The sequence below is a fragment of the Dyella halodurans genome, from assembly GCF_026283925.1.
Classification (GTDB): Bacteria; Pseudomonadota; Gammaproteobacteria; order Xanthomonadales; family Rhodanobacteraceae; genus Dyella; species Dyella halodurans.
Genome location: NZ_JAPDPF010000001.1, coordinates 484,537 through 506,682, shown reverse-complemented (window position 1 = coordinate 506,682; position 22,146 = coordinate 484,537). Strand labels below are relative to the sequence as shown.

Here is a 22,146-nt window from a genome sequence, read left to right as displayed (position 1 = left end):
GCAAGGCGCTTCACACGTACGGCCGGCTCCCTGCGCAACACGGCGCCGCGGAAGCATTCAGTACACGTCGCGCCGATAGCGGCCGTCTTCGCGCAAGCACTCCAGCTCGACCGCGCCCAGCACATCGCGCAGCACGGCGTCCACGCCGGGCGCCATGCCGACAAGGCTGCCGCACACGTAGATGGCTGCGCCTTCGCGCACCCATTGCTGCAGGTCGTCGGCCGCGGCGCGTAGCCGATCCTGCACGTAGGTGGGCGTTGCCTCATCGCGTGACCAGGCAAGATCAAGCCGCGCGAGTAGACCATCGCGCAGCCACTGCTCGATCTCGTCACGATGGTAGAAGTCACGCCTCGTCTGCCGCTCGCCGAACAGCAGCCAGTTGCGTGCATGACCCGCGTCGATCCGAGCCTTGAGCAGGGCGCGCAAGCCGGCCAGGCCGGTGCCGTTGCCGACAAGCACCAGCGGGCGCCCGTCATCCGGCGCGTGGAATCCCGGGTTGCTGCGAATGCGTAGCGCGACCTCGGCGCCGATCGCCACATGCTCGGTAAGCCAGCCTGAGCCCAGCCCAGCCTTGCCATCTGCACGCGCCATGCGACGCACCAGCAGATGCAGCGAACCATCCGCGGGCAAGGACGCAATCGAATACTCGCGATGCGGCAGCTCCTGCAAAGCGACTACAACCTCGGCGGGCGTACGGCCGCTCACTTCATCAAGCGATGGCAAATGGCTTCCACCCAGCCACTCCCGCAAACATGCACGACGCCCGCCATGTTCGACCAGCACATCACCATCCAAAAGCGCGGCTGCCAGCCAGCGCGCCACGTCGTCCGGCGCGTGACGTGGCCCCAATTCGACCAGATCACCGGCCTGCCACGTTGCCTCTCCGTCCAGCGGGCGAAACGCGAGATGGAAGCACGGGCCGCCCAGGCTTCCGGGATTGAGCAGGCGTCGCTCGATCAATTGCCAGCGCTGGTAATCAGGACGCTCCCAGTCAGGTGATTCGGTAATCCCGGACAACAACGACAAGTGGTGCTGCCAATGACGCAAGGCAGCGGGCTCGCTGTTGTCCACCTCGACGGCATCAAACAGCGCGTGCGCAGCACTCTGCTGCAACCAGTGCTGAAGCTGCCGTCCAAAACCACAGAATTCGTCGTAGTCGCGATCACCAAGCGCCAGCAACCCATAGTGCAACTGACCGAGTGGTAACGGTGCGCGCATGCAGTGGCTAACAAAGCGTGCGGCGCTATCGGGCGCATCGCCTTCGCCGGTGGTGCTGACGACGAACAGCACGCGCGTGGCCTGCATCAAGGCCTCGCCATCGAGAGCACCCAATTCAATCAGGCTCACCGTCATGCCTGCCACGTGCAGACTCTGCGCCGTCTGTCGGGCTAAGTGCTCGGCCGTCCCGGTCTGGCTGGCGAAGGCCACCAGCACAACGTCTCCCTGCGGCGCGCTGGATGACGGCATCGGCAGCAGCTGGCCGCGCGTCGCCCGACGACGAGACCAGCCCGTCCATGCAGTGAATCCCACCCAGGCCGCCAAAGCCGCGATCGCCAGAATCCAGCGCTCCGCACCAGGATCCCGCCATTTCCATGCGCCGGCATGCCATGCAAGCAGGCCACCGGCAAGCACGAGCAGCAGCGCGACCAGCGCGACGTTGCCCCATGCCTTGCCTTCGATCGACAGCGTCGGCGATCGATTCACGAACGCAGCGCCTCGGCAAACGCAGGCGAAAGGCGTTCTTCCATGCCGTCCTTTCCATGCAGCAGGAACAACACCGCCAGTCCGCGTTCGCGTGCGTAAGGCAGCCCCTGATCCGGACCCAGCACGGTCATCAAGGTACCCAACGGATCGGCTTGTATCGCGTCGCGCGCGATCACGCTCACCGACGCCACGACGTGCGGCACCGGTTGTCCCGTGCGTGGATCGATATGGTGCGAGTACGATCGGCCACCCGCTTCGAACTGCCTGCGATAGTCACCCGAGGTGGCAATGGCGCGACCACTCAGGGTCACGACCTGGCTGAGCTGATCCATGTTCTCGACGGCGCCAACCGCCGCACCCGGACGTTCGACACCGATGCGCCAGGGCGAACCGTCCGGCTTGCTACCGTGGCCCTTCAGTTCGCCGCCGACTTCCACCAGCCAAGCCCCGACGCCGACGCTATCGAGATAGCGTCCGACCAGATCGACGCCGTAACCCTTGGCCACGGAAGAAAGGTCCAGATAAATCCCGCCGGGTTGATACAGGCTACGCGTAGCGGCGTCGAGCTTGAGCTTCCACCAGCCGATGCGCTCCCGCGCCACCGCGACCGCTTCATCCGCAGGCGGCTCATGGCGCGATGCGTCCGGACCGAAGCCCCACAGGTTCACCAGCGGCCCCACGGTCGGGTCATACGCGCCGCCGCTGTCGCGCGCCATCGCCAGCGCGTGCGCAACAACCTCGAAACACTCGGCAGGCATGGCATGCCAGGTACCGGCCGGCGCAGCATTGAAGCAGGACAACGCCGACTGCGGCTTGTACGTACTCATCTGGCCGTCGACCAGGTCGAGCGTTGCCTGGATACCGTCACGCCAAGATCGCAGCGACAGCTCAACCGGCAATACCGCGCGCACCGACCAGGTGGTGCCCATGGTCTCGCCCTGCAATGACTGCACGACGAGGTCCCTCGATGGCGGCGTTCCGGTCAGCATGACGTGATCACGCGTGCGCGCATTACTGCGGCAGCACTTCCAGGGTGGCGGAGTACGACAGCCGGCGTTGCTTGGCCTGCTTGACGCTGGTCTTGTCGTCCTGCGTGCTCGCGTTGACCCAGTACATGCCCGCATGCGGCCACTTCAGGCTGAACTTGCCATCCTTGTCGGTGGTGCTGTCGATATCTTCTTGCGCGTTGCGATAGCGCGTTTCGCCGGCAATCGCGGTGACCTTGAGGCCGGCCACCGGCTTGCCGTCCAGCAACAGCTGGAAGGTGGCGGGCTCGGCCGCCATCAGGTCGGTGAACTGGGTGACTGGCACCAGCTCCAGTCCCTTGCCTTCGGGCTTCAGCGCAAGGCCGCCCGGCTTGCCGTTGCTGACGAAGGTCTCCACGCGATTGATCGACTCGGCGACATCGACGTTCTTGGCCCCGGCAGGAATCTCCTTGGCCAGGTTCGCCGCATCGCCGCGCCAGCGCTTCTTCTCGCCGTTGAGTTCGTAGCTGGCGAACAGTCCGCTGTTGATCGCGGCGATCCGGTAGGTGCCCTTTTCGGTCAGGTGCACATCGAACACGCTGCGATACTGTCCGGTGACGGCGTTTTCCGGTTTGGCCGTCTGGCCGTCCGGCGTGGTGACCGTCACGCGATCAAGGGCCACGGGCATGTGGTCGGGGTAGAACAGGTCATTGGACACGGCCGCATCCACGGTCACCCAGGGATCGGCGCCGGAGACATTGGTTGCCGACGGCACCATCCACATCTTGTGCGCCTGCGCGGCGATCGGCAGGGTCAGGGCCAGGGCCAGGACGCTCCACTTCAACGATTGCTTGTTCATCATGTTCTCCTTGGGGCCTGCTTAAGGGGCCAGATCGAGCTTCACCGCGCCAAGTTCGCTGTTGCCCTGGGCGGCGAGCTGTTGCGGCGCAGTGGCCGGCCACACAAAGGGCACGCGCACGACTTCGCGGCCGCCGACTTCGCGCGCGGCTTCCACCACCAGCTCGTACTTGCCGGCCGGCAGGTCGCCAAGCGGCGCCTTGCCGTCGTGGAAGCCCAGCTTCTGCTGCCCTGCCGGACGCGTGGCACCCGAGACGCCATCCACCGGCAGCTGCAGGTCGCGGCCACCGCGGCGCCACCACTGGCGCAATTCCGGCAGCCATTTGGTGCCGGCGCCCTCCTTCGATGCCTGCTGCGCGTACCACACGGCCAACTGCGCGGCGACGCTATGGTCTTCGCGTTCGATCCATACGGCCGCATACGGCCGGTGATACTCGGCCACGTCGAGTTGCGGAATCTGCACCGTGACATGGAGGTCGGCCGCCACCGTGGGTGCAGCGAGCAGCAGGGCGGGCATGGAGAACAACAATCGACGCATGGGTAGTCCCGTCAATGGATGAAGATCAGGGCCAACAGCAGCGGCAGCACCAGACCGAAGGCCACCAGCGGCCAGGTGGCGCCACGCTGCGCGGCGTGCATTTTCAACAGCAGCAAACCGGTGACCGAAAAGGTCACGCAGGCCAACGCAAACACGTCGATGAACCAGGCCCAGGCCGCGCCGGCATGGCGGCCCTTGTGCAGGTCGTTGAGATAGGCGATGACGCCGCGCGTGCTGCGCTCGTACTCCACCTTGCCGCTGGCGCGATCGATGCTCAACCAGGCGTCGCCGCCCGGGCGCGGCATCGATACATAGATCTCGTCGGACGACCAATCAGCGACGCGACCAGCCACGTCGATGCCCAGTGCGCCATCGATCCAGTCGGCGACGCCGTCGGGCAAGGCAACGCCCTTGCGTTCGTCGTTTCCGGAGACGGCGCGCAGCAAGGGCCCGGGCAGCTCGCCGTGGCGGTGCACGGTCTGGGTTTTCGCTTCGATCTGCCCCGCATGATTGAGCGTGACGCCGGTGACCGCGAACAACAGCATGGCGACCAGGCACAGCGCCGAGCTGATCCAATGCCATTGATGCAGCTGCTTGAGCCAGAAGGCCCGGGTTGAACCGCCACGGCTCGATCCCATCTTGCTGCCGTGCGCGCGTGCCGCTGATTCCATGCCTGCCTTCTTGCCTGTTGGATCGCCCGGACGCATATCGGGCCATACAACGATGGCGCGCCAACTGTCCTAGCATCGGGTCAGGGCGCTAAGCTGCCGTCCTAGGCGGCGCTTGCCCCGACATTGGGCCGGCATGTTGCCACAAATGAGAATCACTCGCAATTGGATCCCCTTCACCGCCATGCCAACCTTTCCCCTGGCCGACCGCCCCCACCGGTACCCTCCATGCGCATCTTGATTGCCGAGGACGATCCCTCCATTGCCGCCGGCGTCAGCGCTTCGCTGCGCCAGGGTGGCCATGCGGTGGATTGCGTCACGGATGGCGCCAAGGCCGATGCGGCCTTGCGCGACACGCCTTACGACCTGCTCATCCTGGATCTCGGACTGCCCAATCTGGACGGCGCCGACGTGCTTCAGCGACTGCGCAAGCGCGGCACCGGCCTGCCGGTACTGGTGATCACCGCGCGCGAAGGCCTGCGCGAACGCGTACGCGTCCTTGATCTCGGTGCCGACGATTACCTGGTGAAGCCGTTCGCGCTGGCCGAGTTCGAAGCGCGTGTGCGCGCCCTGCTGCGACGCTATACCGCACAAGGCGCTCCGGAGCTGACCATCGGCCAGCTCCGGCTGGATCTGCCCGGCCATCGCGCGTGGATCGGTGACGCCCCCTTGGAGCTCACGGCGCGCGAGTTTGGCCTGCTTGAAGCCCTGGCTGCACGTCCGGACCGCGTCACCAGCCGCGCACAACTGGTCGAAGCCTTGTGCAGCTGGGACGAGGAACTGACCGACAACGGGCTGGATATCGCCATCTATCGCCTGCGTCGCAAGCTCGCCGACTCCGGCACCCAGGTGCGCACCATCCGCGGCCTCGGTTATCTGCTGGAAGAAGCGAAGGAAGACAAGGAAAGCAAGGCATGAGCGAGCCGGGTCTCGAACCAGCAAGGCCATGGCTGTATCGCATGGTCGAATCGGAAGACCGTCCGAGCCTGCGCCGTCGCCTGCTGTCCTCCCTGCTCGTTCCGCTGATGCTGTTGCTGGTGATCGAGAGCCTGATCACCTATAGCGGCGCGCTGATCTATTCCAACCACGTGCACGATCGCGACCTCGCCGACGATGCGATGACGCTGGCGCAAATGCTCAGCCAGGAGGACCTCGGCGGACAGATCTCGCCGCAGGCGCGCTTCCTGCTCGAATACGCGCCGGAAGGTCATAACTATTTCAACGTCAGCAGCAAGAAGCACGGCTTGCTGGCCGGCAGCCAGGACCTGCAATCGGCCGCACTTTCCGCGGCCACGCTGGACGGTGAACCGGCGCTCTTCACCACCGCGCTGAAGCGTCGCCAGTTGCGCGCCGCCACGGTGCGTATTCCGAACCTGCGCGATCCGAGCGATCAGCTCACGGTCACCATGGCCGAAACGTTTCATGACCGCCACCAGCGCGCGCGCGAAATCCTGCTGCTGAGCATTCCGGCGCAGGCGCTGCTGATCGCCGGCGTGTTCTTCCTGGTGTTGTATGGCGTACGCGTTGGCCTTCGCCAGCTCGATCCGCTCACCGCGCGCCTGGCGGCACGCGAGCACGATCTGGCGCCGATTGGCGACGCCGACGTGCCGGTGGAAATCCTTCCGCTCACCCGCACCATCGACGGACTGTTCGCGCGCCAGCGGCGCATGCTGGCCCTGCAGGAACGCTTCATTGCCGACGCCGCACATCAGCTGAAGACGCCGTTGGCCGGGCTGCGCGTGCATGTCGAACGCGCCCAGGTGGATCCGAGCAAGGACACCGTCAGCGATGCCTTGCAGCACATCCAGCGCCTGACCCAGCGCGCCAGTCGCACCTCGAGCCAGCTACTTGCGTTGACCCGCGCGCAGTCGCCCGAACTGAGCGAAGACGGCTCCGAATGCCTGCTCGATCTCGCCCAGCTCGTGCCCGAACTGCTGGGCATGCGCGTGCACGAGGCGATCGCGGCAGGCGTGGACCTGGGTTACGAAGGAGAGCCGGGGCCCATCTGGATCGACGGCGACCGCCTCTCGCTGCAGGAAATGCTGGACAACCTGATCGACAACAGCTTGCGCTATGCCGGCCGCAACAGCCTCGTGACCGTCGGCGTGTCGGTCGTTTCCGGCTGCCCCTGCCTCAGCGTGGAAGACAACGGCCCAGGTGTGCCACCGGCCTTCCTGGACCGCCTGGGCGAGCGCTTCTTCCGCGTGCCCGGCATGACCGAGGAAGGCACGGGCCTGGGCCTGGCCATCGTGCAGCGCATTGCCGAACGGCATCACGCGCAGGTGCGATATCTCGCCGGCAGCAGCGGCGGCCTGCGCGTGGAAATCATGTTTCCGACGGCGCGCACGTCCAAGTCCTTGCTCAGCGACTGAATGCAGGAGCGCACCCAGTGCGCGATCGGCGTTGCGGCTACGGCGTTGCGGCTACGCAGGCTCTCTCGCACTGGGTGCGCTCCTACGCGCCCTTTTGTGGGCTACAAAAAAATACGGCGACGCATCAGCGTCGCCGTTGTCACACATCCCCTGCATGGGAATAACACGAGACAAACCACTCAACAGCAGCGGCGGGGCCTGAGCCCCGCCGCTGTGCCTTACATCGCTTTCTTGGCCTTGGTCAGCAGCTGGTCGAGCAGCGCGATGGCCAGGTCGATCTCTTCATGGGTGATGTCCAGCGATGGCGCGAACGTGATCACGTTCTTGTACCAGCCGCCCACGTCGAGCACGAGGCCGATCTTCTTGCCGTTGTGCTGCAGGTCGCCGGCCAGGCCGATGTCGACCATCTTGTCCAGCAGGGCCTTGTTCGGCGTGAAGCCGTCGTCGGTGCAGATCTCGGCGCGCAGCGCCAGACCCAGGCCGTCGACGTCGCCGATTTCCTTGTGGCGCTTCTGCAGGTCCTTCAGCGCGTCGAGGAAGTGGGCGCCCTTCTCGGCCACGGTCTTCTCGTAGTTCAGCTCGTAACCCATCTTGATCACTTCCAGACCCAGCGAGGTGCCCAGCGGGTTGGAGTTGAACGTGCTGTGGGTGGAGCCCGGCGGGAAGATGGTCGGGTTGATCAGCTCTTCGCGCGCCCACAGGCCGGACAGCGGATTCAGGCCATTGGTCAGCGCCTTGCCGAACACGACCACGTCCGGCGTCACGCCGAAGTGCTCGATCGACCACAGCTTGCCGGTACGCCAGAAGCCCATCTGGATTTCATCGACGACCATCAGGATGCCGTACTTGTCCAGCACCTTCTTCAGGTCCTTGAAGAAGTTCTTCGGCGGGATGACGTAGCCGCCGGTGCCCTGGATCGGCTCGACGTAGAAAGCGGCGTATTCGGCCTGGTTGACCTTGGGGTCCCACACGCCGTTGTATTCCGTCTCGAACAGGCGCTCGAACTGGCGCACGCAGGCGTCGGAATACTCTTCCGGCGTCATGCCCTTCGGGCGGCGGAACGGATACGGGAACGGGATGAACATCGCGCGCTCGCCGAAGTGGCCGAAGCGACGACGGTAGCGGTAGCTGGAGGTGATCGACGACGCACCCAGGGTACGGCCGTGATAGCCGCCCTCGAAGGCGAACATCAGGCTCTTGCCGTTGCTGTAGTTGCGCACCAGCTTCAGCGAATCCTCGACCGCCTGCGCGCCACCCACGTTGAAGTGGACGCGGCCCTTCAGGCCGAACTTCTGCTGCGCGTCGACCGCGATGGTCTTGGCCAGCTCGATGCGGGTCTGGTGCAGGTACTGGCTGGCGACCTGCGGCAGCACGTCGATCTGGCGCTTCAGCGTGTCGTTGAGGCGCTTGTTGCCGTAGCCGAAGTTGACCGCGGAGTACCACATCTGCAGGTCGAGGAACGGCACGCCGGCGGTGTCGTACATCCAGCTGCCTTCGCCGTGGCGGAAGATCTTCGGCGGGTCGACGTAATGCACGGTATCGCCAAACGAGCTCCACTGGGCCTCGTCAGCCAGCAGCTGCTCGTCGGGAATCACGACGCCAGCGGCGTTCTTGTCAAAAGCGTTCATCAGAGAAATCCTGAATCGTTCAAAAGGGGTGATCAGGGGGATCTGATCAGAGAGAGGCAACGGCGAGCGCAGGCTCAACCGGTGCATGCTCGGCGAGCAGGCTGCCATCGAGCAGGCGCGGCAACAGCTCCAGCGCGTCCTCGAAACCGGTGATCGGCACGTACGGGATGCCGGCAGCGCGGCAATGCTCGATCAAACGGTGCTTGGCAAACACGAAATCGACGCGGTCGGCGGCGCAGAAGTCCGAGGCGCCGTCACCGATCAGCAAGGTCTTGGTGCCGCTCTTGCTGGCCTGGGCGGCCACGGCGCACTTGCAGGTGCCGCTGCGGCAGCCATCGGCCTGGAACGGCGAGGTCAGCTGCCACTGGCGCGGCGGCGTCGCCGGGGCCAGGTGATTGGCGGCCAGCGGCAGATCGTCCAGGCCATAACGACCGAGGATCTTGTGGATGGCGTAGTCGAGGCCGTCGCTCACCACCCGGATCGGCGTGGACAGCTCGCGGGCCTGCTTCACGAACGCCGGGAACGCGTGATCAATCCACAACGAGGAGAGGTGCTTGTCGAGTGCTTCGCGGGTCATGTCCAGCAGGGCAACCTGTCCGGTCATGCACTCACGCGAGCCGATGCGACCGGCGCGCCAGTCCTGCTCCAGGGTTTCCCAGCCGGGCCGGCCGAAACGGTCAAGCAACGAGTCGATGACGTCCTCGACGGAGATGGTGCCGTCGAAGTCGCAGAGAATGGTCCAACCAGTCACGTAAAGCTCCGCATTGCAGAATGGGGACACGATAGGTACCCACCCCTTTCGGCCTCCTTTCTTTCCGAAAGATTCTGCGCGGAGTGCCAGGTACGGCCGTTCCGGAACGTAGCCAAAACCGGCTGTTCATTTCCACAAAGCCACTCCTAAGCGTCCTCAAGTATGCTTACTCATTTACGATCGAGCCCAGCGCACCACCGATATTCACAGTGAATGGCCCCAGGCAGCTGTTGTTCTCCCTCGACGTGGAACCTCGTGACCGTATCGGGATCAGAAGGAACATCAGTGGTTTAGCTGGCGGTCACAAAACGGACTCCACCACCTGAATTTTCGGGAATTTCGTGCTTCAGCGTCGATATAAACCGCTAACGTCGATCCAAGGAATGGCGACCCGCGGCCGCCGCCTCGTCCTGGCGCCGAGGCTGCTGGCATGGGGCCTGGTGCTGCTGGCCGGCTGCTCGGTGGCACCGCTGCCCCAGCTCAAGCCCCCCGTCCCCGAAACCTGGCGCAATGCGCCGAACGGCGTCGCTCCGCCCACGGCCGACCTGCACGGTTGGTGGCAGGCCCTGGGCGACCCCGAGTTGAATGCGCTGATCGATCGCGCCCTGCAGGGCAATCTCGACGTGGCGCAGGCCGCCGAGCGCATGCGCGCGGCTCGCCTGTTGAATCGCCACGCCCGCGATGGCTACCTGCCCTCCCTGCACGGGCGCACCAACGACGTGATCGACCCCGACACCACGGCCTCGTATTTCGTGGTCGGCTTCGACGCGCTATGGGAACTGCCCTTGTTCGGCGCCTGGCAAAGCACGGGCCGCCTTTCGCAGGGGCAGCTCGACGGCGCCAGCGCCGCGCTGCGCGGCGCCCAGGTTTCGTTGGTGGCCGAAGTCAGCCGGCGCTGGATCGAGCTGCGTTCTGCCCAGCGGCAGGCCCAACTGCTGACGGCCATCCGCGACGCCCAGCAGGAAAAGCTGCGGCTGCTGCAGGTCCGCGAACAACTGAAGCTGGTGCCGCCGCTGGAAGTGGCCCGGGCCCAGGCCGAACTGGCGCGCGCCGAGGCGGCGCTGGCCGACCCGCAGCAGGTGATCAACAGCAGCGCCCAGCAATTGGCGGTGCTGGTGGGTCAGAACGAACCCGATCCGCAATGGCTGCAACCTGGTGCCCAGCCACAACTGGGCGAGTGGCAGCTGACCACGGCACCGGCCGACATGCTGCGAGCACGGCCGGAGATCCAGAGTGCCGAGGCCGAGGTATTGCGCGCCGCCGGCGAGCTGGGTATGAGCCGGGCCGATATCTATCCGCATGTCGGCCTGGGCGCCTCGCTGCAATGGTCGTCCAATATCGCCAGCAATTACCGGGTACATACCGGCGAAGCCATCTTCTCGTATGGCCCGATCATCGATATCCCGCTGTTCGACTGGGGCCAGCGCGTGGCCAATGCCCACGCCAAGGACCACGAGCTGCGTGCCGCCGTGCTGGCCTATCGCCAGGCCGTGTTGCAGGGCGTGGCAGAGGCGGAAACCGCCATGGGTGACCTGGAGCAGCTGCGCAGTCGCGAGACGGCGTCGCAACAAGCCGCCCAGGCCGTACAAACCAGTATGGCCGCGCTACGCAAGCGCGCGGAACTGAACCTGGGCAGCAACCTCGACGTGCAGGACGGTCTTATTGAAGGTCATCGCGCGGAACTCGAGGTCGTCGGTGCCGTGGCGGCGCGCGACCTGGCCTATGTCGCCCTGTACAAGGCGCTTGGAGGTGCCTCCATGCCCACCCCTGCCCTGCCACCGAGTGCCGACTGATGGTGTCACTCGCTCGCAAGACCCTGGTCTACGAATGGCGCCGCTTCCTGCCCGCCATCGTCGCGGTGGGCTTCGCCGGCCTGCTGCAGTTGCTGCAGGCGGCGCTGGTGCTGGGCATCTTCGGCAGCGCCAGCGTGTACATCACCGGCTCGTCGGCGGACTTGTGGGCTGGCTATCCGGGCACGCAAAGCGTCAATCTCGGGCGCTCCATCGACGCTGGCGTGGAAATGCGCCTGCGCATGGACCCGGCCGTGACCGCGGTGGAGCCCTTTCACTGGGTCGACGCGGACTGGCGTGGCCCGAGTGATACCGGCGGCGTGTCGGTCTTCGTCTCCGGCATCAACGCGCGCCCCGATGGCATGCTATTCGCGCATGCCCTGCCGCCCGCCTTGCGTGCGCGACTCAACGAGCCGGATGCGGTGATCGTGGATCGCGCGGACCTGGACAGCCTGGGCGTGCGCGTCGGTGATAGTGCGGTCATCAATGGCCATCGCGTGCGCGTGGTCGGTGTCAGCAACGGGCTGCGCGCACTGGGCGGCGTGAACGTGGTGGCCTCGCTGGCCACGGCGTCGGAGCTGGATACCGATCCGTCCAACGTCAATCGAATGACCTATTTCGTGGCCCAGCTGCGCGATCCCGCCGCCGCTGCGGAGGTCGCCGAGCGGCTGCGCGGCAATCGCGCGTTCGGCAAATACGACGTGTGGACCGCACAGGATTTTGCTCGCCGTTCGCAGCTGTACTGGATGTTCGACACCGGCGCGGGCGCGGGCGTGCTGTTCCTGGCCGGCATCGTGTTCCTGGTCGGCGCGGTGATCACCAGCCAGACCCTGGTCGCCGCCGTGATCGGCTCGATTCGCGAATACGCCACCCTCAATGCCCTCGGCGTCGGCGTGGGCGAGCTGCGCAAGGTCGTGATGGAACAGGCGTTCTGGGTCGGCGCCATCGGGCTGGTCGGTAGTACGGTGCTCGGTGGCATTGCCCTGGTGCTCGCACGCACCCGCAGCGTGCCGGTGGCGCTCGACCCCTGGACGGCACTCGCCTGCCTGGTGGTCGGCATGGGGTTGGCCATCGTGTCGGGCCTGGCGGCCATGCGTAGTCTGCACCGCGCCGACCCGGCGACGTTGTTGAGGTAAGTCATGAATCAGCCGTCGCCTTCACCCGCGCCCTCCATTTCGTTGCAGGCGCGCAATGTCAGCAAGTCATTCACCTCGGGGGCTGTCCGCGCCACCGTGCTGCACGACCTCACCCTGGACATGCGCGCCGGCGAGCTGACTCTCATCTCCGGCCCCTCCGGCTGCGGCAAGAGCACGCTGTTGGCGATACTGAGTGGATTGCAGGGCACGGACAGCGGCCATGTGATAGCGCTCGGCCAGGATCTGAGTGTGCTGGACAAGCGCGCGCTCGAACGCTTTCGCCTGCACCACACCGGCTTCGTGTTCCAGGGCTTCAACCTGTTCCCGGCGCTCAATGCGCTGGAGCAGGTGGAGCTGCCGCTGAGTTATCTCGGCCTCACCCCCGTGGAAGCGCGCCGCCGCGCCAGGGCTTCGCTGGAAGAAGTGGGCCTCGGACCGCGCATGGGCCTGCGCCCATCGGAGCTCTCGGGTGGCGAAAAGCAACGCGTGGCGATTGCGCGCGCGCTGGCCAAGGAGCCGGACCTGCTGTTCGCCGACGAACCCACCAGTGCGCTCGACTCGGCGAACGGCCAGATCATCATCGACATCCTGCATCGCATCGCACGCACGCATGGCACCACCGTGTTGTGCGTCAGCCATGATCCGCGCCTGGTCGGCCATGCGGATCGCGTGCTGGGAATGGAGGATGGCCGTATCCTTAGCGACCGTGTGCCGTCACCCCTATCGACGCCGACGCCAGGCATCGAGGAACCTTCAGCATGAGTTTGCGCCCGTTTTCCCCGTTGCTTGCCTTGGCCCTGGCCACGTCGCTGCTTGCCGCCTGCTCGCACGACAACAATGGCAAGGCCAGCACCCAGGCAAGCGCCCCCGCTTTTGCGGCGGTCGCGCGCGGGCGCGTCGACATCGAAGGTGGCCTGCTCCGGCTCAGCATGCCGCGCGAGGGCGTGGTGGCCGAGATCAAGGTGCACGAGGGTGACCACGTGCATAAGGGCCAGGTGCTGGCCATGCTCGATACCAAGCCAGCCCAGCTGGCGGTGAGCGCCGCCGAGGCCGAGCAGCAGCAGGCGATTGCGCAAGGCAAGTTGCTCGAGACCCGCGTCAAGGCCGCCCAGCAACGCGCCGAACGCCTCGCGGCCGCCGCCGCGGCCGGCGCTGGCGATGGCCAGAGCGCCGATGACGCACGCGAAGCAGCGCAACAACTGCAGGGCGAGCTGGACAGCGCCCGCGCGAACGCGGCGATGGCCGCGCACAAGACCGAAGCCGCTCGCTACGAACTGGCGCAGCGCAGCCTGACCGCCCCGGTCGATGCGCAGATCGTTGAGCGCCTGATCCAGCCCGGCGCCGCCGTGTCGCCGCAAACCGGCCCTGCTTTTGTGCTGCTGCCCGAGGGCGCCCGCATCGTGCGCGCCGAGCTCAATGAATCCTTTGTCGGCACCGTGCATGAGGGCATGCGCGCCCAGGTCGTCGACGACAGCGGCAGCGGCGCGCCCACGTTGACGGCACGTGTACAGCGTGTGGGTACAGTATTCGGACCAAGCGCGCTGGAGGAGGATCCGCTGATCCGGGCAAATACCCGCACGGTGCAGTGCGTGCTCGTATTCGACCAACCACCACCGGCCTCGCTGCGCATTGGGCAACGAGTCATCGTTCAGTTCGAAGGTGACGCCAGCCCCTCGGGCAAGTCCGGCTCCTGACGCTCTGCCAGCTCCCTAGCGTGTTCTTATGACTTTGTACGGACGCAAGCGCCCGACCGCTCCGCTATTCATGTCGCTGCTCGTCGCGCTGGCACTGATGATGGGCACGTCAACCAGTGCCCATGCGGATGACCCGTTGGAAGGCCCCACCATCCTGCTTGGCGGCGGCATCCAGCGCATGCCCGCCTGGCTGGGCGCCGACCACCAGCGCAATCAACCAGTCCCCTTCATCTATGCCGAGCTCCCCTGGCATATCACGCTGTCCACCACCGACGGCCTCACCGTCGACTTCATTCACGACAGCAAATGGCACGGCGGCCTGTACGGCAACTATCAGTGGGGGCGCGATCGTGATGAGCTCGGCCCCCAGCTCGAAGGCATCGTCGACTCGCTGCCAGCCCGACTCAACCTGGGCGGATATCTCGAATATCACTTCACCGTGCAGTTCGATGTGGGCACGAACGTAAGCCATGACACCAATGGTGCCGGCGCGTACTACACCTTGTATGCCGACTACGACCTGCCCGCCATCGGCTACCTGATGCACAGCGTGGAATTGCAATGGCAGGGCATGAATGGCCCGGCCATGCGACGCTTTTTCGGACTCACGCCGCAACAGGCGCAACAGCTTGGCGTGAATCCATGGAGCCCGGGCGCGGGCAGTCAGCAGATTGCATTGGAATACAGCGCGTACATGCCGACCAGCCTGCATACCGGCTTCGCGCTCCTGCTCGATTACACGCGCCTGCTTGACCAGGCCGCCGATAGCCCGCTGGTACGCCACTTCGGCAACGCGAATCAGCTCACGACGACGCTGGCCTTTTCGTACCGCTTCTGAAATCGCCGCGCCCGGCCTGTCCAGGCGAGCTATCGCCTGGGCCGTCTTCAGCGATCGTCGCGCGTCCAGATCTGTCCATCGACCTCGTGCACGGGGAAGCTGGCGATCGGCTCGTAGGCGGGCGGACAGGTGACGGCTCCCGTGCGCAGGTCGAATCGCGCGCCATGGCGCGGGCATTCCACTTCGAATCCGTGCACTTCGCCACCGGCGAGATCACCACCATCGTGGCTGCAGACGTCCTCGACGGCGTAGAGATCGCCGTCGATGTTGTAGACGGCAATGGCAGTATCGCCGTCCCACACCACCTTGAATTCACCGGGCAGCAATTCGCTGCGCGTCCCTACGAAAATCCAGTCGGCGAGATTCATGCCGCCACCTCGCTCAACGACTTGCTCATGCAGACGAAGCGCAAGTCCTCGCGGCGCGGAATGCCGAAGCGTTCCTGGCCGTAGGGAAACGGCTTGAATTCGCCAGTAAGCCGATAGCCACGGCGCTCGTACCAGGCGATCAACTCGGCGCGTTGCTCGATCACCGTCATGTGCATGACGATCGCGCGCCATTCGTCGCGCGCGATCCGTTCCGCCTCGGCCAGCAGTGTGCGGCCAAGGCCCGCCGTCTGCAGTTCGGGACTGACCGCGAACATGCCGAAATAACCGGCATCGCCCTGATGCTCGATATGACAGCAGGCGACCAGCGCGTCCGCTCGGTCCATCAGCAAGACAAGGCTGCCGGGGCGGCCGATCAATTCGGCCACACTCTCCTCATCGGTGCGACGACCATCGAGCAGATGGGTTTCGGTCGTCCAGCCACGTTGGCCGGATTCGCCGCGATAAGCGGATTCGACCAGACCGACCACGGAGCTGACATCAGCCGGGACGGCCACACGGAATGAATTCAGGAAGGACTGGGACATCGGCAAATGATAATGCCTGTTCTCTTTCCCGTCATGGCGGCGCACTCCACGGTGCGCCGCCCGACAAGCTGGCTTAGTGGCCCGCGACCGGAGTCACCACCAGCACGCCAAACCCCTGCACCGGCTTGCCTTTGGCGGCGGCGTCCGCGGCGGCCAGGTAGACGGTGTGGCTCTGCGAATCCAGCGCCAGCGTGCGCGCGCTGGGCTTCGTCGGCAGGTTGCCGACCACGTGATAATGATCCGCCCCATCCTGGGCCACGACGCTCAAGCTGCCCTCCCCGCTCGAGCCGAGCACCAGCTTGCGCTGCGCGTCGAAGACGACCGCATCGGGGTCCTTTCCAATCGGTAGCTTGGCTACCAGATGGCCGCTGTCCGCATCCGTCACGATCATCCAGCCGTTGGCACAAACCGAGAAGAGCCGGCGGTTCGCGGCATCGAAAGCCAGCCCAGTCGGCCCATCGCAAGGAGCGAGCGGCGAGACCTTCACCACCTTGCCGGTGGCGAGATCCACGTGCGCCAGCGCGTTCTTGTCTTCCAGGTTGAGGAACAACTGGCCCTTGCCATCGGCCACCGCAAACTCCGGGCGACCCGGCACGGCGATGGTGCCCAGCTCTTTGCCGGCCTTGGCGTCAATCACGCTGACGTTGTTGCTGTGCCCGTTCATGGTGAGCAAGTGACCGGAAGCCTCGTCGAACACGATGGCGTCCGGATCCTTGCCGCTGAGGGCAATCTGTCCTGCGATCTTCAGCGTCCGGGTATCGACCACCGACACGTTGTCACCATGGCCGTTGCTCACGTAGGCGCGATGTTCGGCGGGCAGCAGCGCCACCCCATGCGCGTGCTGCATGCCGGCCACTTCGCCAAGCAGCTTACCGGTGGCCGCATCGACCACCATGATCCGGTTATCGCGAGCGATGTAGAGCCGGCCCGTGGACGAATCCAGCGTTAGGTAATCCCAGCCGCCGTCACCACCAAGCGCATAGCGACCGGTCACCGCGTAGGGCATGTCGGCCGATGAAGCCGCGATCGCGGGCTGCGCCACGGCAGAGCCAAGCAGCAGGCATAGAAGCAGTTTTTTCATGACTTAGTCTCGATGTTTGGTGGATAGATCAGAGCTTGAAGCGGACGCCGGCGGTGTAGGTCTGGCCATAGAACTCGCGCTGGATCGGTCGATCGGCACCCGGGCCTTCCGTGAACTTCAGTCGCGTATCGGTCAGATTCTTGGCGTTGAAGAACACCGACCACTGGTCATCGATGACATAGCTCGCGCCGAGATCCAGTGAGAACCGGGCCTGCGACCAGATATCCGTCGCGGCCGAACTGCCAACACCAAAGATGTTCTTGCTGACGTAATACGCACCGAGGTTCACGTTCAGGTCGCCAAGGTCGTAGAAGAACGACAGGTTGCCGGTGTTGCGTGACGTCGACGGCAATTGGATATGCTCGCCGGGACGGATCTCGCCACTCGAGTCGACATAGGTGTAGTTGGTGCCCATGCCGAAACCGGCCAGCCAACCCGGCAGCATGGTGAACTTCTGCTGATAGTTCAGTTCGATGCCGCGGGCGTACGCGCTGTTGAGATTGCCAAAGGTGAACACCTTGGCCGCACTGGTAAAGCCGGCGAACAGGCCATTGTTCGGGAACGCCACACCCACCTCTTCCTTGTTGATGATGTAGTTGCTCAGTTCCTTGTCGAACAATCCCACCGAGGCGATGCCACCATCGTTGAGGTAGTACTCCAAGGAGAGGTCGAAGTTGTCGCTGGTGGTCGGCTTGAGGTTTGGATTGCCCTGGGTCACGTTGTCCGCGGCCGGATCGATCAGGGTCGACGGCGTGACCTGGTTGAAACCGGGGCGAGCGATCGTCTTGGAATAGACCGCACGGCCGATGAGGCTCTCGTCCAGCTCGTAGCGCAACTGCACGGTGGGGAAGAAGTTGTTGTAGCTGTTCTTCACGGCGATCGGCGTCGCACCGGCAAACGCACCCGTGGTCGGATCGATCAGTATCTGGTTGCCGCCGTAGGTCGCCAAGGTCCGCTCCCAGCGGACACCAGTCAGGATGCCGAGCTTGTCGACCGGCGTGAACTGGTACTGGGTATAGAGCGCGTAGACGTCTTCCTTGCCGTTGGATGCACCCTGCGCCGCGGCCTGCGCATCGGCAAGCGGATCCGACTCAGGGAACAAGCCGGGATTGGATACGAAAAAGTTGCGCAGCTGCTCGACGTTGAGGTTGGGACCGTTCTGATAGTGACCGTTATAGAAGGTAATCGGGCTACCGGTTATGAACTGCGTCATCGGTAACGCTGGCGCGTTGGCGCTAAAGCTGGTGATCGATTCATTGCGATCTCGTTGGCGGGCGCTCACACCAAACTTGACGTTCTCATCGCTGCCCTCGAAGAGGCTCGTGGGAATCGTGACATTGAACGCTCCCGTGTGTTCCTGGTCGTGGGAGTACTGGGTGCTGTTCTGCATGCCGGCGAAGGTATACGCCGACGGGTCGATCGGATTGCCGTTGAGCGCATTGAAGCGCGGATAGCGCGGGTCGCTGATGTTGTCGTACGCGACCGTGAACGTATTCGGATTGGAAAACGTACTGTTGTAGTCAAACGGCTTGTCGTAAGTACCCCAGGTCGAGGCCAGCAGATAGTCGATCTTGAAGTCCTGGAAATGGTTCTCGCCGCCGATGGTCGCTACGCGCGTATCGATGGTTTCCTTCTCGTCGCGCAGGGTCTTGTCGAAGGTGACATTCGGATCGATGAAACCATTCGGGTTGGACGGATCGATCGTCACCGAGCCGGTGCCGCCACCAAACATGTTGTAGGTAAGGCGTTGTCGATGCACCGATTCCGTATAACCCGCGTCGAAGTAACGCGCATACCAGCGATTGTCTTCATCGGGCTGGTAATCCAGCTCGCCGCCGTAGCCAAGTCGTCGACGGTTGTATTGGTAGTAACGCTGCTCGAAGTCGTTCATGACCTTGTCGGGCGTACCGTTGGCCTGATCGTCGGCGTAAGAGCCCTCGATATCGTCGACGCCACGTTTGTCTTCGTAATAGGCCACGGTGCCGATGAAGCTGAAGGCATTGTTCGCGCCAAAACGACCGCCGCCGCTAACCATATAGTCCTGAATGCCGGTGCTGCGCAGGCTCTCATAGCCGGTGCCCACTTCAACCTCCAGGAAGCGGTCCTTGCCCGGCGGTACCTGCTTGGGCGTAATCTCGATCGTGCCGCCAAGGGCTTCGGCGTCCTGATCGGGCGTATTGGTCTTGGTCACGGTGATGGCGCCGATCAATCCGGTGGGGATCGAATCGAATGCCACGGCGCGTCCGCCACCCATGGGCGAAGCCACGTTGGTGGGCGGCAGGCGAACGCCGCCAAAGGTGGCGCCATTGAGATCGGCGTCAAGGCCGCGGATATTCACGAAGCGCCCTTCGCCGGTATCGCTTTCCAGCGAAATTCCGGGAAGGCGACGCACCGCCTCACCCGCATTGACGTCCGGCAGCTTGCGGATTTCCGTGGCCGGCTGCACGTTGATCAGATTGGGAGCGTCCTGCTGAATGCCGCGCGCCACGTCCAGCGGCGTGGTCTGTGCCGTCACCCTCAAGCCCTGCAGGGTCTTGGTGCTTCCACCAAGCTCCACGTCCTGCTCGATCGCCTGACCAGCGTTGAGGCTGACCTTCTGCTGCACGGCCGACTGGCCCGTCGCATTGACGACCAAGGTGTAGTCGCCCGGCTCGACATTACCGATCTCGAACTCCCCAGCGCTCCCCGTGGTCACGCTGCGACCCAGTTCACTGAGCGACACGCTGGCGCCGGCCACCGGATGGTGATCGTTCTCAACAACGCCCTTGAGGGTGGCGGGGGCCGCCGCATGGACCATGGTTGCCCCCGTGAGCGTTACAACGCCCACGAGAATGCTGCCTGCATATTTCCGTGCCATGAATGAATCCTTCGGTGAATGAACGCCTGGACGGCTGCGCACCGACGGATGGCCTATCGGCGCGCGCTGTCATCCAACCGAAACTAGACAAGTGCTATGACCAATTGGATGCGGGGAACTTACCGATCCGTAAGGAAGCTCCGCATAGCCAACCAACTCACAGAAACTGCTGCAGCCAATCGAACCCGGAACACCCTTCATGAGAATTCTGATTGTGGAAGATGATCGAGAGACCGCCTCGAACATCACCGCCGGACTGCGTGCCAATGCCACCCTCATCGACAACGCGATGGATGGCTACACTGGCCTGACCATGGCCGCGCGCGACGCATACGACCTGCTCATCGTCGATCGCATGCTTCCCAAGCTCGACGGCTTGTCGATGGTGCGCGAACTGCGCAACGCCGGGCACGAAGTCCCCGTCTTGATGGTGTCCGCACTCGGCGAAGTGGATGCACGCGTCGAAGGCCTGGAAGCCGGTGCCGATGACTATCTCGCCAAGCCGTTTGCGATGATCGAGCTGCGTGCCCGCTTTGCCGCGCTGTCACGTCGCTCCCATGCGCTCGACAAGGCCACGCTCCTGCGCGTGGCGGATCTGGAACTGAACCGGGTGTCGCACGAGGTTCGGCGTGGCAACAAGCTGATCGACCTGCAGCCGCGCGAGTTTCGCCTGCTGGAATATCTGATGGCCCACAGCGGTCGCGTGGTGACACGCAACATGTTGCTGGAGCACGTCTGGGAGTTTCATTTCGATCCCCAGACCAGCGTGATCGAGACGCATGTCAGCCGCCTCCGAGCGAAGATCGACCGGGGCTTTCATCAGGAACTGCTGCACACCGTACGCGGTGCGGGATATTGCCTCCGTGTTTCGGACTAGTTTGTGGAAAACGGCGGCATTTCGCACCGCGCTGATCCAGGCGCTGCTGTTCGCGTTGGTACTGGTCGCACTGTTGGGTAGCGCCTGGTGGGTCGTAAGCGACTATGCCGAGGCCCAATTGCGCGCCGAGATCAACACCGAGATGGCCAGCCTGCTCCAGGCGGGCTCGGATGGCACGCTGCGAGAGCAGATCAATCAACGCATCGCGGTCATGCCGTTAGGACCCAGGTACTACCTGCTCACCGACGCCTCGGGGCGAAGTATCGCGGGCAACCTCAGCTACCGGCCGTCCAGCGTGGGCTGGCACACCGTGACTTTGCAAGGCGCGCTCGGTGAAGACAACAGCGATGCGGATAGCGTGAACCTCTATGCGGCTCGCCTGACCGACGGACGCTGGGTCATCGCCGGTAGCGACAACCGCAGTGTGGTCGAACTCAGTGAGCTGATGATTGGGCGCTTTCTGGTGATCGGCATACCGGCCATCCTGCTGGTACTGCTGATTGGCGGCATCGGCGGCCTGCTCTATCTCCGCCGAATCGACAAGCTGGGCGCCATGGCAGAACAAGCACTGGAAGAAGAGTCGACCCTGATTATTTCCAGCTCCGACAACGGAGACGAGTTCGACCGGCTGGCGACTCGGCTGAACCGGATGCTCCGCCGCACACGCGGGCTGATGGATGGCATGCGGCAAGTTTCCAACGATGTCGCCCATGATCTGCGCACGCCCTTGACGCGTATGCGCCAGCGCTTGGAGGTCTGCCTGGAGCGCCGCGATGACGAGGTGCAACTGAGAGAAGGCATGCAACAATCGATCGCCGAGATCGATCATCTGTTGTCGATTTTTCGCGCGATCCTTCGCATTGCCAGTGTCGAATCGCGGCATCGCCGATCGGACTTCGAAACCGTGGCTTTGTCCGCCGTCTTCGAAACCATCGCAGAAACCTATCGCCCCGTCGCCGAAGATCTAGGTCAGCATTTCGACGCGACTATTCAGCCTGACCTGCATGTGCACGGTGACCGTGCCCTACTGACGCAAGTGCTGGCAAACCTGATCGAGAACGCGCTCCATCACACACCCGCCGGTTCGCGCATCCAACTCGATCTCCTCGCTACGGCGGACGGCATGGTGGGGCGCGTGAGGGACTCTGGGCACGGGATTCCAGCCGAAGCACGTAGCCGGGTACTGCGGCGCTTCGTACGCCTGGACAGCAGCCGCGCCACACCCGGCAGTGGCCTTGGCCTTGCCCTGGTCGCCGCCGTTGCCGACCTGCATGGCATACGCCTGGCCTTGGGCGACGCAGCTCCGGGGCTCCTGGTCGAGCTGGTTTTCCCGGCATCGGAACAAGCACCCGCCCTTCACCGTGCATGACCTTCGACACTGTGCCATCAGGCACGGCGTTATCTAGCCTGAGGAATAGCGCTGAAGCCGCCCCTTATGGAGGGGTCCGGCCATCTCGGCACCGTTTTGAAATGGGA

At 64.3% G+C, this 22,146-nt stretch carries 20 protein-coding genes; 9 read left to right on the top strand and 11 right to left on the bottom strand.

Features of this window, described 5'->3' with window-relative positions; all coding sequences use genetic code 11:
* Positions 1–57: 57 nt before the first annotated feature.
* Genes OUZ49_RS02235 through OUZ49_RS02215 form a run of 5 tightly spaced genes read right to left on the bottom strand, consistent with a single transcriptional unit; the run spans position 58 to position 4,736 of the window.
* Complete coding sequence (locus tag OUZ49_RS02235) at positions 58–1,704, bottom strand: sulfite reductase subunit alpha (protein WP_266148303.1); 1,647 nt, start codon at positions 1,702–1,704, stop codon at positions 58–60.
* Complete coding sequence (locus tag OUZ49_RS02230; RefSeq protein ID WP_266148302.1) at positions 1,701–2,693, bottom strand: FAD:protein FMN transferase; 993 nt, start codon at positions 2,691–2,693, stop codon at positions 1,701–1,703. The genes OUZ49_RS02235 and OUZ49_RS02230 overlap by 4 nt, the downstream gene beginning before the upstream one ends.
* 22 nt (positions 2,694–2,715) lie before the next feature.
* Positions 2,716–3,528, bottom strand: coding sequence for a DUF4198 domain-containing protein (locus OUZ49_RS02225; protein WP_266148301.1), 813 nt, complete (start codon positions 3,526–3,528; stop codon positions 2,716–2,718).
* Between the two features lie 21 nt (positions 3,529–3,549).
* Positions 3,550–4,065, bottom strand: coding sequence for a DUF2271 domain-containing protein (locus tag OUZ49_RS02220; RefSeq protein ID WP_266148300.1), 516 nt, complete (start codon positions 4,063–4,065; stop codon positions 3,550–3,552).
* Positions 4,066–4,076: 11 nt separating this feature from the next.
* The gene (locus OUZ49_RS02215; protein WP_266148299.1) at positions 4,077–4,736 is read right to left on the bottom strand and encodes a PepSY-associated TM helix domain-containing protein; all 660 of its coding nucleotides are present in this window, start codon (positions 4,734–4,736) and stop codon (positions 4,077–4,079) included.
* A gap of 225 nt (positions 4,737–4,961) precedes the next feature.
* On the opposite strand from OUZ49_RS02215, the gene OUZ49_RS02210 reads away from it, so the two are divergent.
* The gene (locus OUZ49_RS02210; RefSeq protein WP_266148298.1) at positions 4,962–5,651 is read left to right on the top strand and encodes a response regulator; all 690 of its coding nucleotides are present in this window, start codon (positions 4,962–4,964) and stop codon (positions 5,649–5,651) included.
* A gap of 41 nt (positions 5,652–5,692) precedes the next feature.
* Complete coding sequence (locus OUZ49_RS02205; protein WP_266148634.1) at positions 5,693–7,105, top strand: sensor histidine kinase; 1,413 nt, start codon at positions 5,693–5,695, stop codon at positions 7,103–7,105.
* Between the two features lie 218 nt (positions 7,106–7,323).
* Here the strand turns inward: OUZ49_RS02205 and OUZ49_RS02200 are convergent, their stop codons facing one another.
* Positions 7,324–8,733: an aspartate aminotransferase family protein gene (locus OUZ49_RS02200; RefSeq protein WP_266148297.1), complete on the bottom strand. Its 1,410-nt coding sequence runs from the start codon at positions 8,731–8,733 to the stop codon at positions 7,324–7,326.
* A 46-nt stretch (positions 8,734–8,779) separates the two neighbouring features.
* Entirely contained in the window at positions 8,780–9,484 is a 705-nt protein-coding gene (locus tag OUZ49_RS02195; protein WP_266148296.1) for an MtnX-like HAD-IB family phosphatase, read from the bottom strand.
* Positions 9,485–9,867: 383 nt separating this feature from the next.
* Here OUZ49_RS02195 and OUZ49_RS02190 point away from each other — a divergent pair, with 383 nt between their 5' ends.
* Genes OUZ49_RS02190 through OUZ49_RS02170 form a run of 5 tightly spaced genes read left to right on the top strand, consistent with a single transcriptional unit; the run spans position 9,868 to position 14,942 of the window.
* On the top strand, positions 9,868–11,277 hold the full coding sequence (locus OUZ49_RS02190; RefSeq protein ID WP_266148294.1) for a TolC family protein: 1,410 nt from the start codon (positions 9,868–9,870) through the stop codon (positions 11,275–11,277).
* Positions 11,277–12,410: an ABC transporter permease gene (locus OUZ49_RS02185; protein WP_266148293.1), complete on the top strand. Its 1,134-nt coding sequence runs from the start codon at positions 11,277–11,279 to the stop codon at positions 12,408–12,410. The genes OUZ49_RS02190 and OUZ49_RS02185 overlap by 1 nt, the downstream gene beginning before the upstream one ends.
* A gap of 3 nt (positions 12,411–12,413) precedes the next feature.
* The gene (locus tag OUZ49_RS02180; RefSeq protein WP_266148292.1) at positions 12,414–13,172 is read left to right on the top strand and encodes an ABC transporter ATP-binding protein; all 759 of its coding nucleotides are present in this window, start codon (positions 12,414–12,416) and stop codon (positions 13,170–13,172) included.
* On the top strand, positions 13,169–14,104 hold the full coding sequence (locus tag OUZ49_RS02175; protein ID WP_266148291.1) for an efflux RND transporter periplasmic adaptor subunit: 936 nt from the start codon (positions 13,169–13,171) through the stop codon (positions 14,102–14,104). Before OUZ49_RS02180 ends, OUZ49_RS02175 begins: the two co-directional genes overlap by 4 nt.
* Positions 14,105–14,132: 28 nt before the next feature.
* On the top strand, positions 14,133–14,942 hold the full coding sequence (locus OUZ49_RS02170) for a MipA/OmpV family protein (protein ID WP_266148290.1): 810 nt from the start codon (positions 14,133–14,135) through the stop codon (positions 14,940–14,942).
* Positions 14,943–14,989: 47 nt separating this feature from the next.
* On the opposite strand, the gene OUZ49_RS02165 is transcribed toward OUZ49_RS02170, so the two are convergent.
* The 4 genes from OUZ49_RS02165 to OUZ49_RS02150 form a co-directional block, all read right to left on the bottom strand.
* Positions 14,990–15,310 carry a non-heme iron oxygenase ferredoxin subunit gene (locus tag OUZ49_RS02165; protein WP_266148289.1) on the bottom strand — a complete coding sequence of 107 codons (321 nt, stop codon included), beginning with the start codon at positions 15,308–15,310 and terminating at the stop codon, positions 14,990–14,992.
* Positions 15,307–15,855 carry a GNAT family N-acetyltransferase gene (locus OUZ49_RS02160; RefSeq protein WP_266148288.1) on the bottom strand — a complete coding sequence of 183 codons (549 nt, stop codon included), beginning with the start codon at positions 15,853–15,855 and terminating at the stop codon, positions 15,307–15,309. Before OUZ49_RS02160 ends, OUZ49_RS02165 begins: the two co-directional genes overlap by 4 nt.
* Before the next feature lie 73 nt (positions 15,856–15,928).
* A complete protein-coding gene (locus tag OUZ49_RS02155) occupies positions 15,929–16,936 on the bottom strand; it encodes a beta-propeller fold lactonase family protein (protein WP_266148287.1) in 1,008 nt (335 codons plus the stop codon).
* A 28-nt stretch (positions 16,937–16,964) separates the two neighbouring features.
* Positions 16,965–19,793, bottom strand: coding sequence for a TonB-dependent receptor (locus OUZ49_RS02150; protein ID WP_266148286.1), 2,829 nt, complete (start codon positions 19,791–19,793; stop codon positions 16,965–16,967).
* 199 nt (positions 19,794–19,992) lie between these two features.
* On the opposite strand from OUZ49_RS02150, the gene OUZ49_RS02145 reads away from it, so the two are divergent.
* Positions 19,993–20,670, top strand: a complete 678-nt coding sequence (locus OUZ49_RS02145) for a winged helix-turn-helix domain-containing protein (RefSeq protein ID WP_266148285.1) — start codon at positions 19,993–19,995, stop codon at positions 20,668–20,670.
* Complete coding sequence (locus OUZ49_RS02140; RefSeq protein WP_266148284.1) at positions 20,573–22,039, top strand: sensor histidine kinase; 1,467 nt, start codon at positions 20,573–20,575, stop codon at positions 22,037–22,039. The genes OUZ49_RS02145 and OUZ49_RS02140 overlap by 98 nt, the downstream gene beginning before the upstream one ends.
* The last annotated feature ends 107 nt before the right edge of the window (positions 22,040–22,146 follow it).

Coding starts and splice junctions, on each gene's coding strand:
- OUZ49_RS02230 (WP_266148302.1), bottom strand. CDS start 2,693: ATGCTGACCGGAACGCCGCCATCGAGGGACCTCGTCGTGCAGTCATTG.
- OUZ49_RS02225 (WP_266148301.1), bottom strand. CDS start 3,528: ATGAACAAGCAATCGTTGAAGTGGAGCGTCCTGGCCCTGGCCCTGACC.
- OUZ49_RS02220 (WP_266148300.1), bottom strand. CDS start 4,065: ATGCGTCGATTGTTGTTCTCCATGCCCGCCCTGCTGCTCGCTGCACCC.
- OUZ49_RS02215 (WP_266148299.1), bottom strand. CDS start 4,736: ATGGAATCAGCGGCACGCGCGCACGGCAGCAAGATGGGATCGAGCCGT.
- OUZ49_RS02210 (WP_266148298.1), top strand. CDS start 4,962: ATGCGCATCTTGATTGCCGAGGACGATCCCTCCATTGCCGCCGGCGTC.
- OUZ49_RS02205 (WP_266148634.1), top strand. CDS start 5,693: ATGGTCGAATCGGAAGACCGTCCGAGCCTGCGCCGTCGCCTGCTGTCC.
- OUZ49_RS02200 (WP_266148297.1), bottom strand. CDS start 8,733: ATGAACGCTTTTGACAAGAACGCCGCTGGCGTCGTGATTCCCGACGAG.
- OUZ49_RS02190 (WP_266148294.1), top strand. CDS start 9,868: ATGGCGACCCGCGGCCGCCGCCTCGTCCTGGCGCCGAGGCTGCTGGCA.
- OUZ49_RS02185 (WP_266148293.1), top strand. CDS start 11,277: ATGGTGTCACTCGCTCGCAAGACCCTGGTCTACGAATGGCGCCGCTTC.
- OUZ49_RS02180 (WP_266148292.1), top strand. CDS start 12,414: ATGAATCAGCCGTCGCCTTCACCCGCGCCCTCCATTTCGTTGCAGGCG.
- OUZ49_RS02175 (WP_266148291.1), top strand. CDS start 13,169: ATGAGTTTGCGCCCGTTTTCCCCGTTGCTTGCCTTGGCCCTGGCCACG.
- OUZ49_RS02170 (WP_266148290.1), top strand. CDS start 14,133: ATGACTTTGTACGGACGCAAGCGCCCGACCGCTCCGCTATTCATGTCG.
- OUZ49_RS02165 (WP_266148289.1), bottom strand. CDS start 15,310: ATGAATCTCGCCGACTGGATTTTCGTAGGGACGCGCAGCGAATTGCTG.
- OUZ49_RS02160 (WP_266148288.1), bottom strand. CDS start 15,855: ATGTCCCAGTCCTTCCTGAATTCATTCCGTGTGGCCGTCCCGGCTGAT.
- OUZ49_RS02155 (WP_266148287.1), bottom strand. CDS start 16,936: ATGAAAAAACTGCTTCTATGCCTGCTGCTTGGCTCTGCCGTGGCGCAG.
- OUZ49_RS02150 (WP_266148286.1), bottom strand. CDS start 19,793: ATGGCACGGAAATATGCAGGCAGCATTCTCGTGGGCGTTGTAACGCTC.
- OUZ49_RS02145 (WP_266148285.1), top strand. CDS start 19,993: ATGAGAATTCTGATTGTGGAAGATGATCGAGAGACCGCCTCGAACATC.
- OUZ49_RS02140 (WP_266148284.1), top strand. CDS start 20,573: ATGTCAGCCGCCTCCGAGCGAAGATCGACCGGGGCTTTCATCAGGAAC.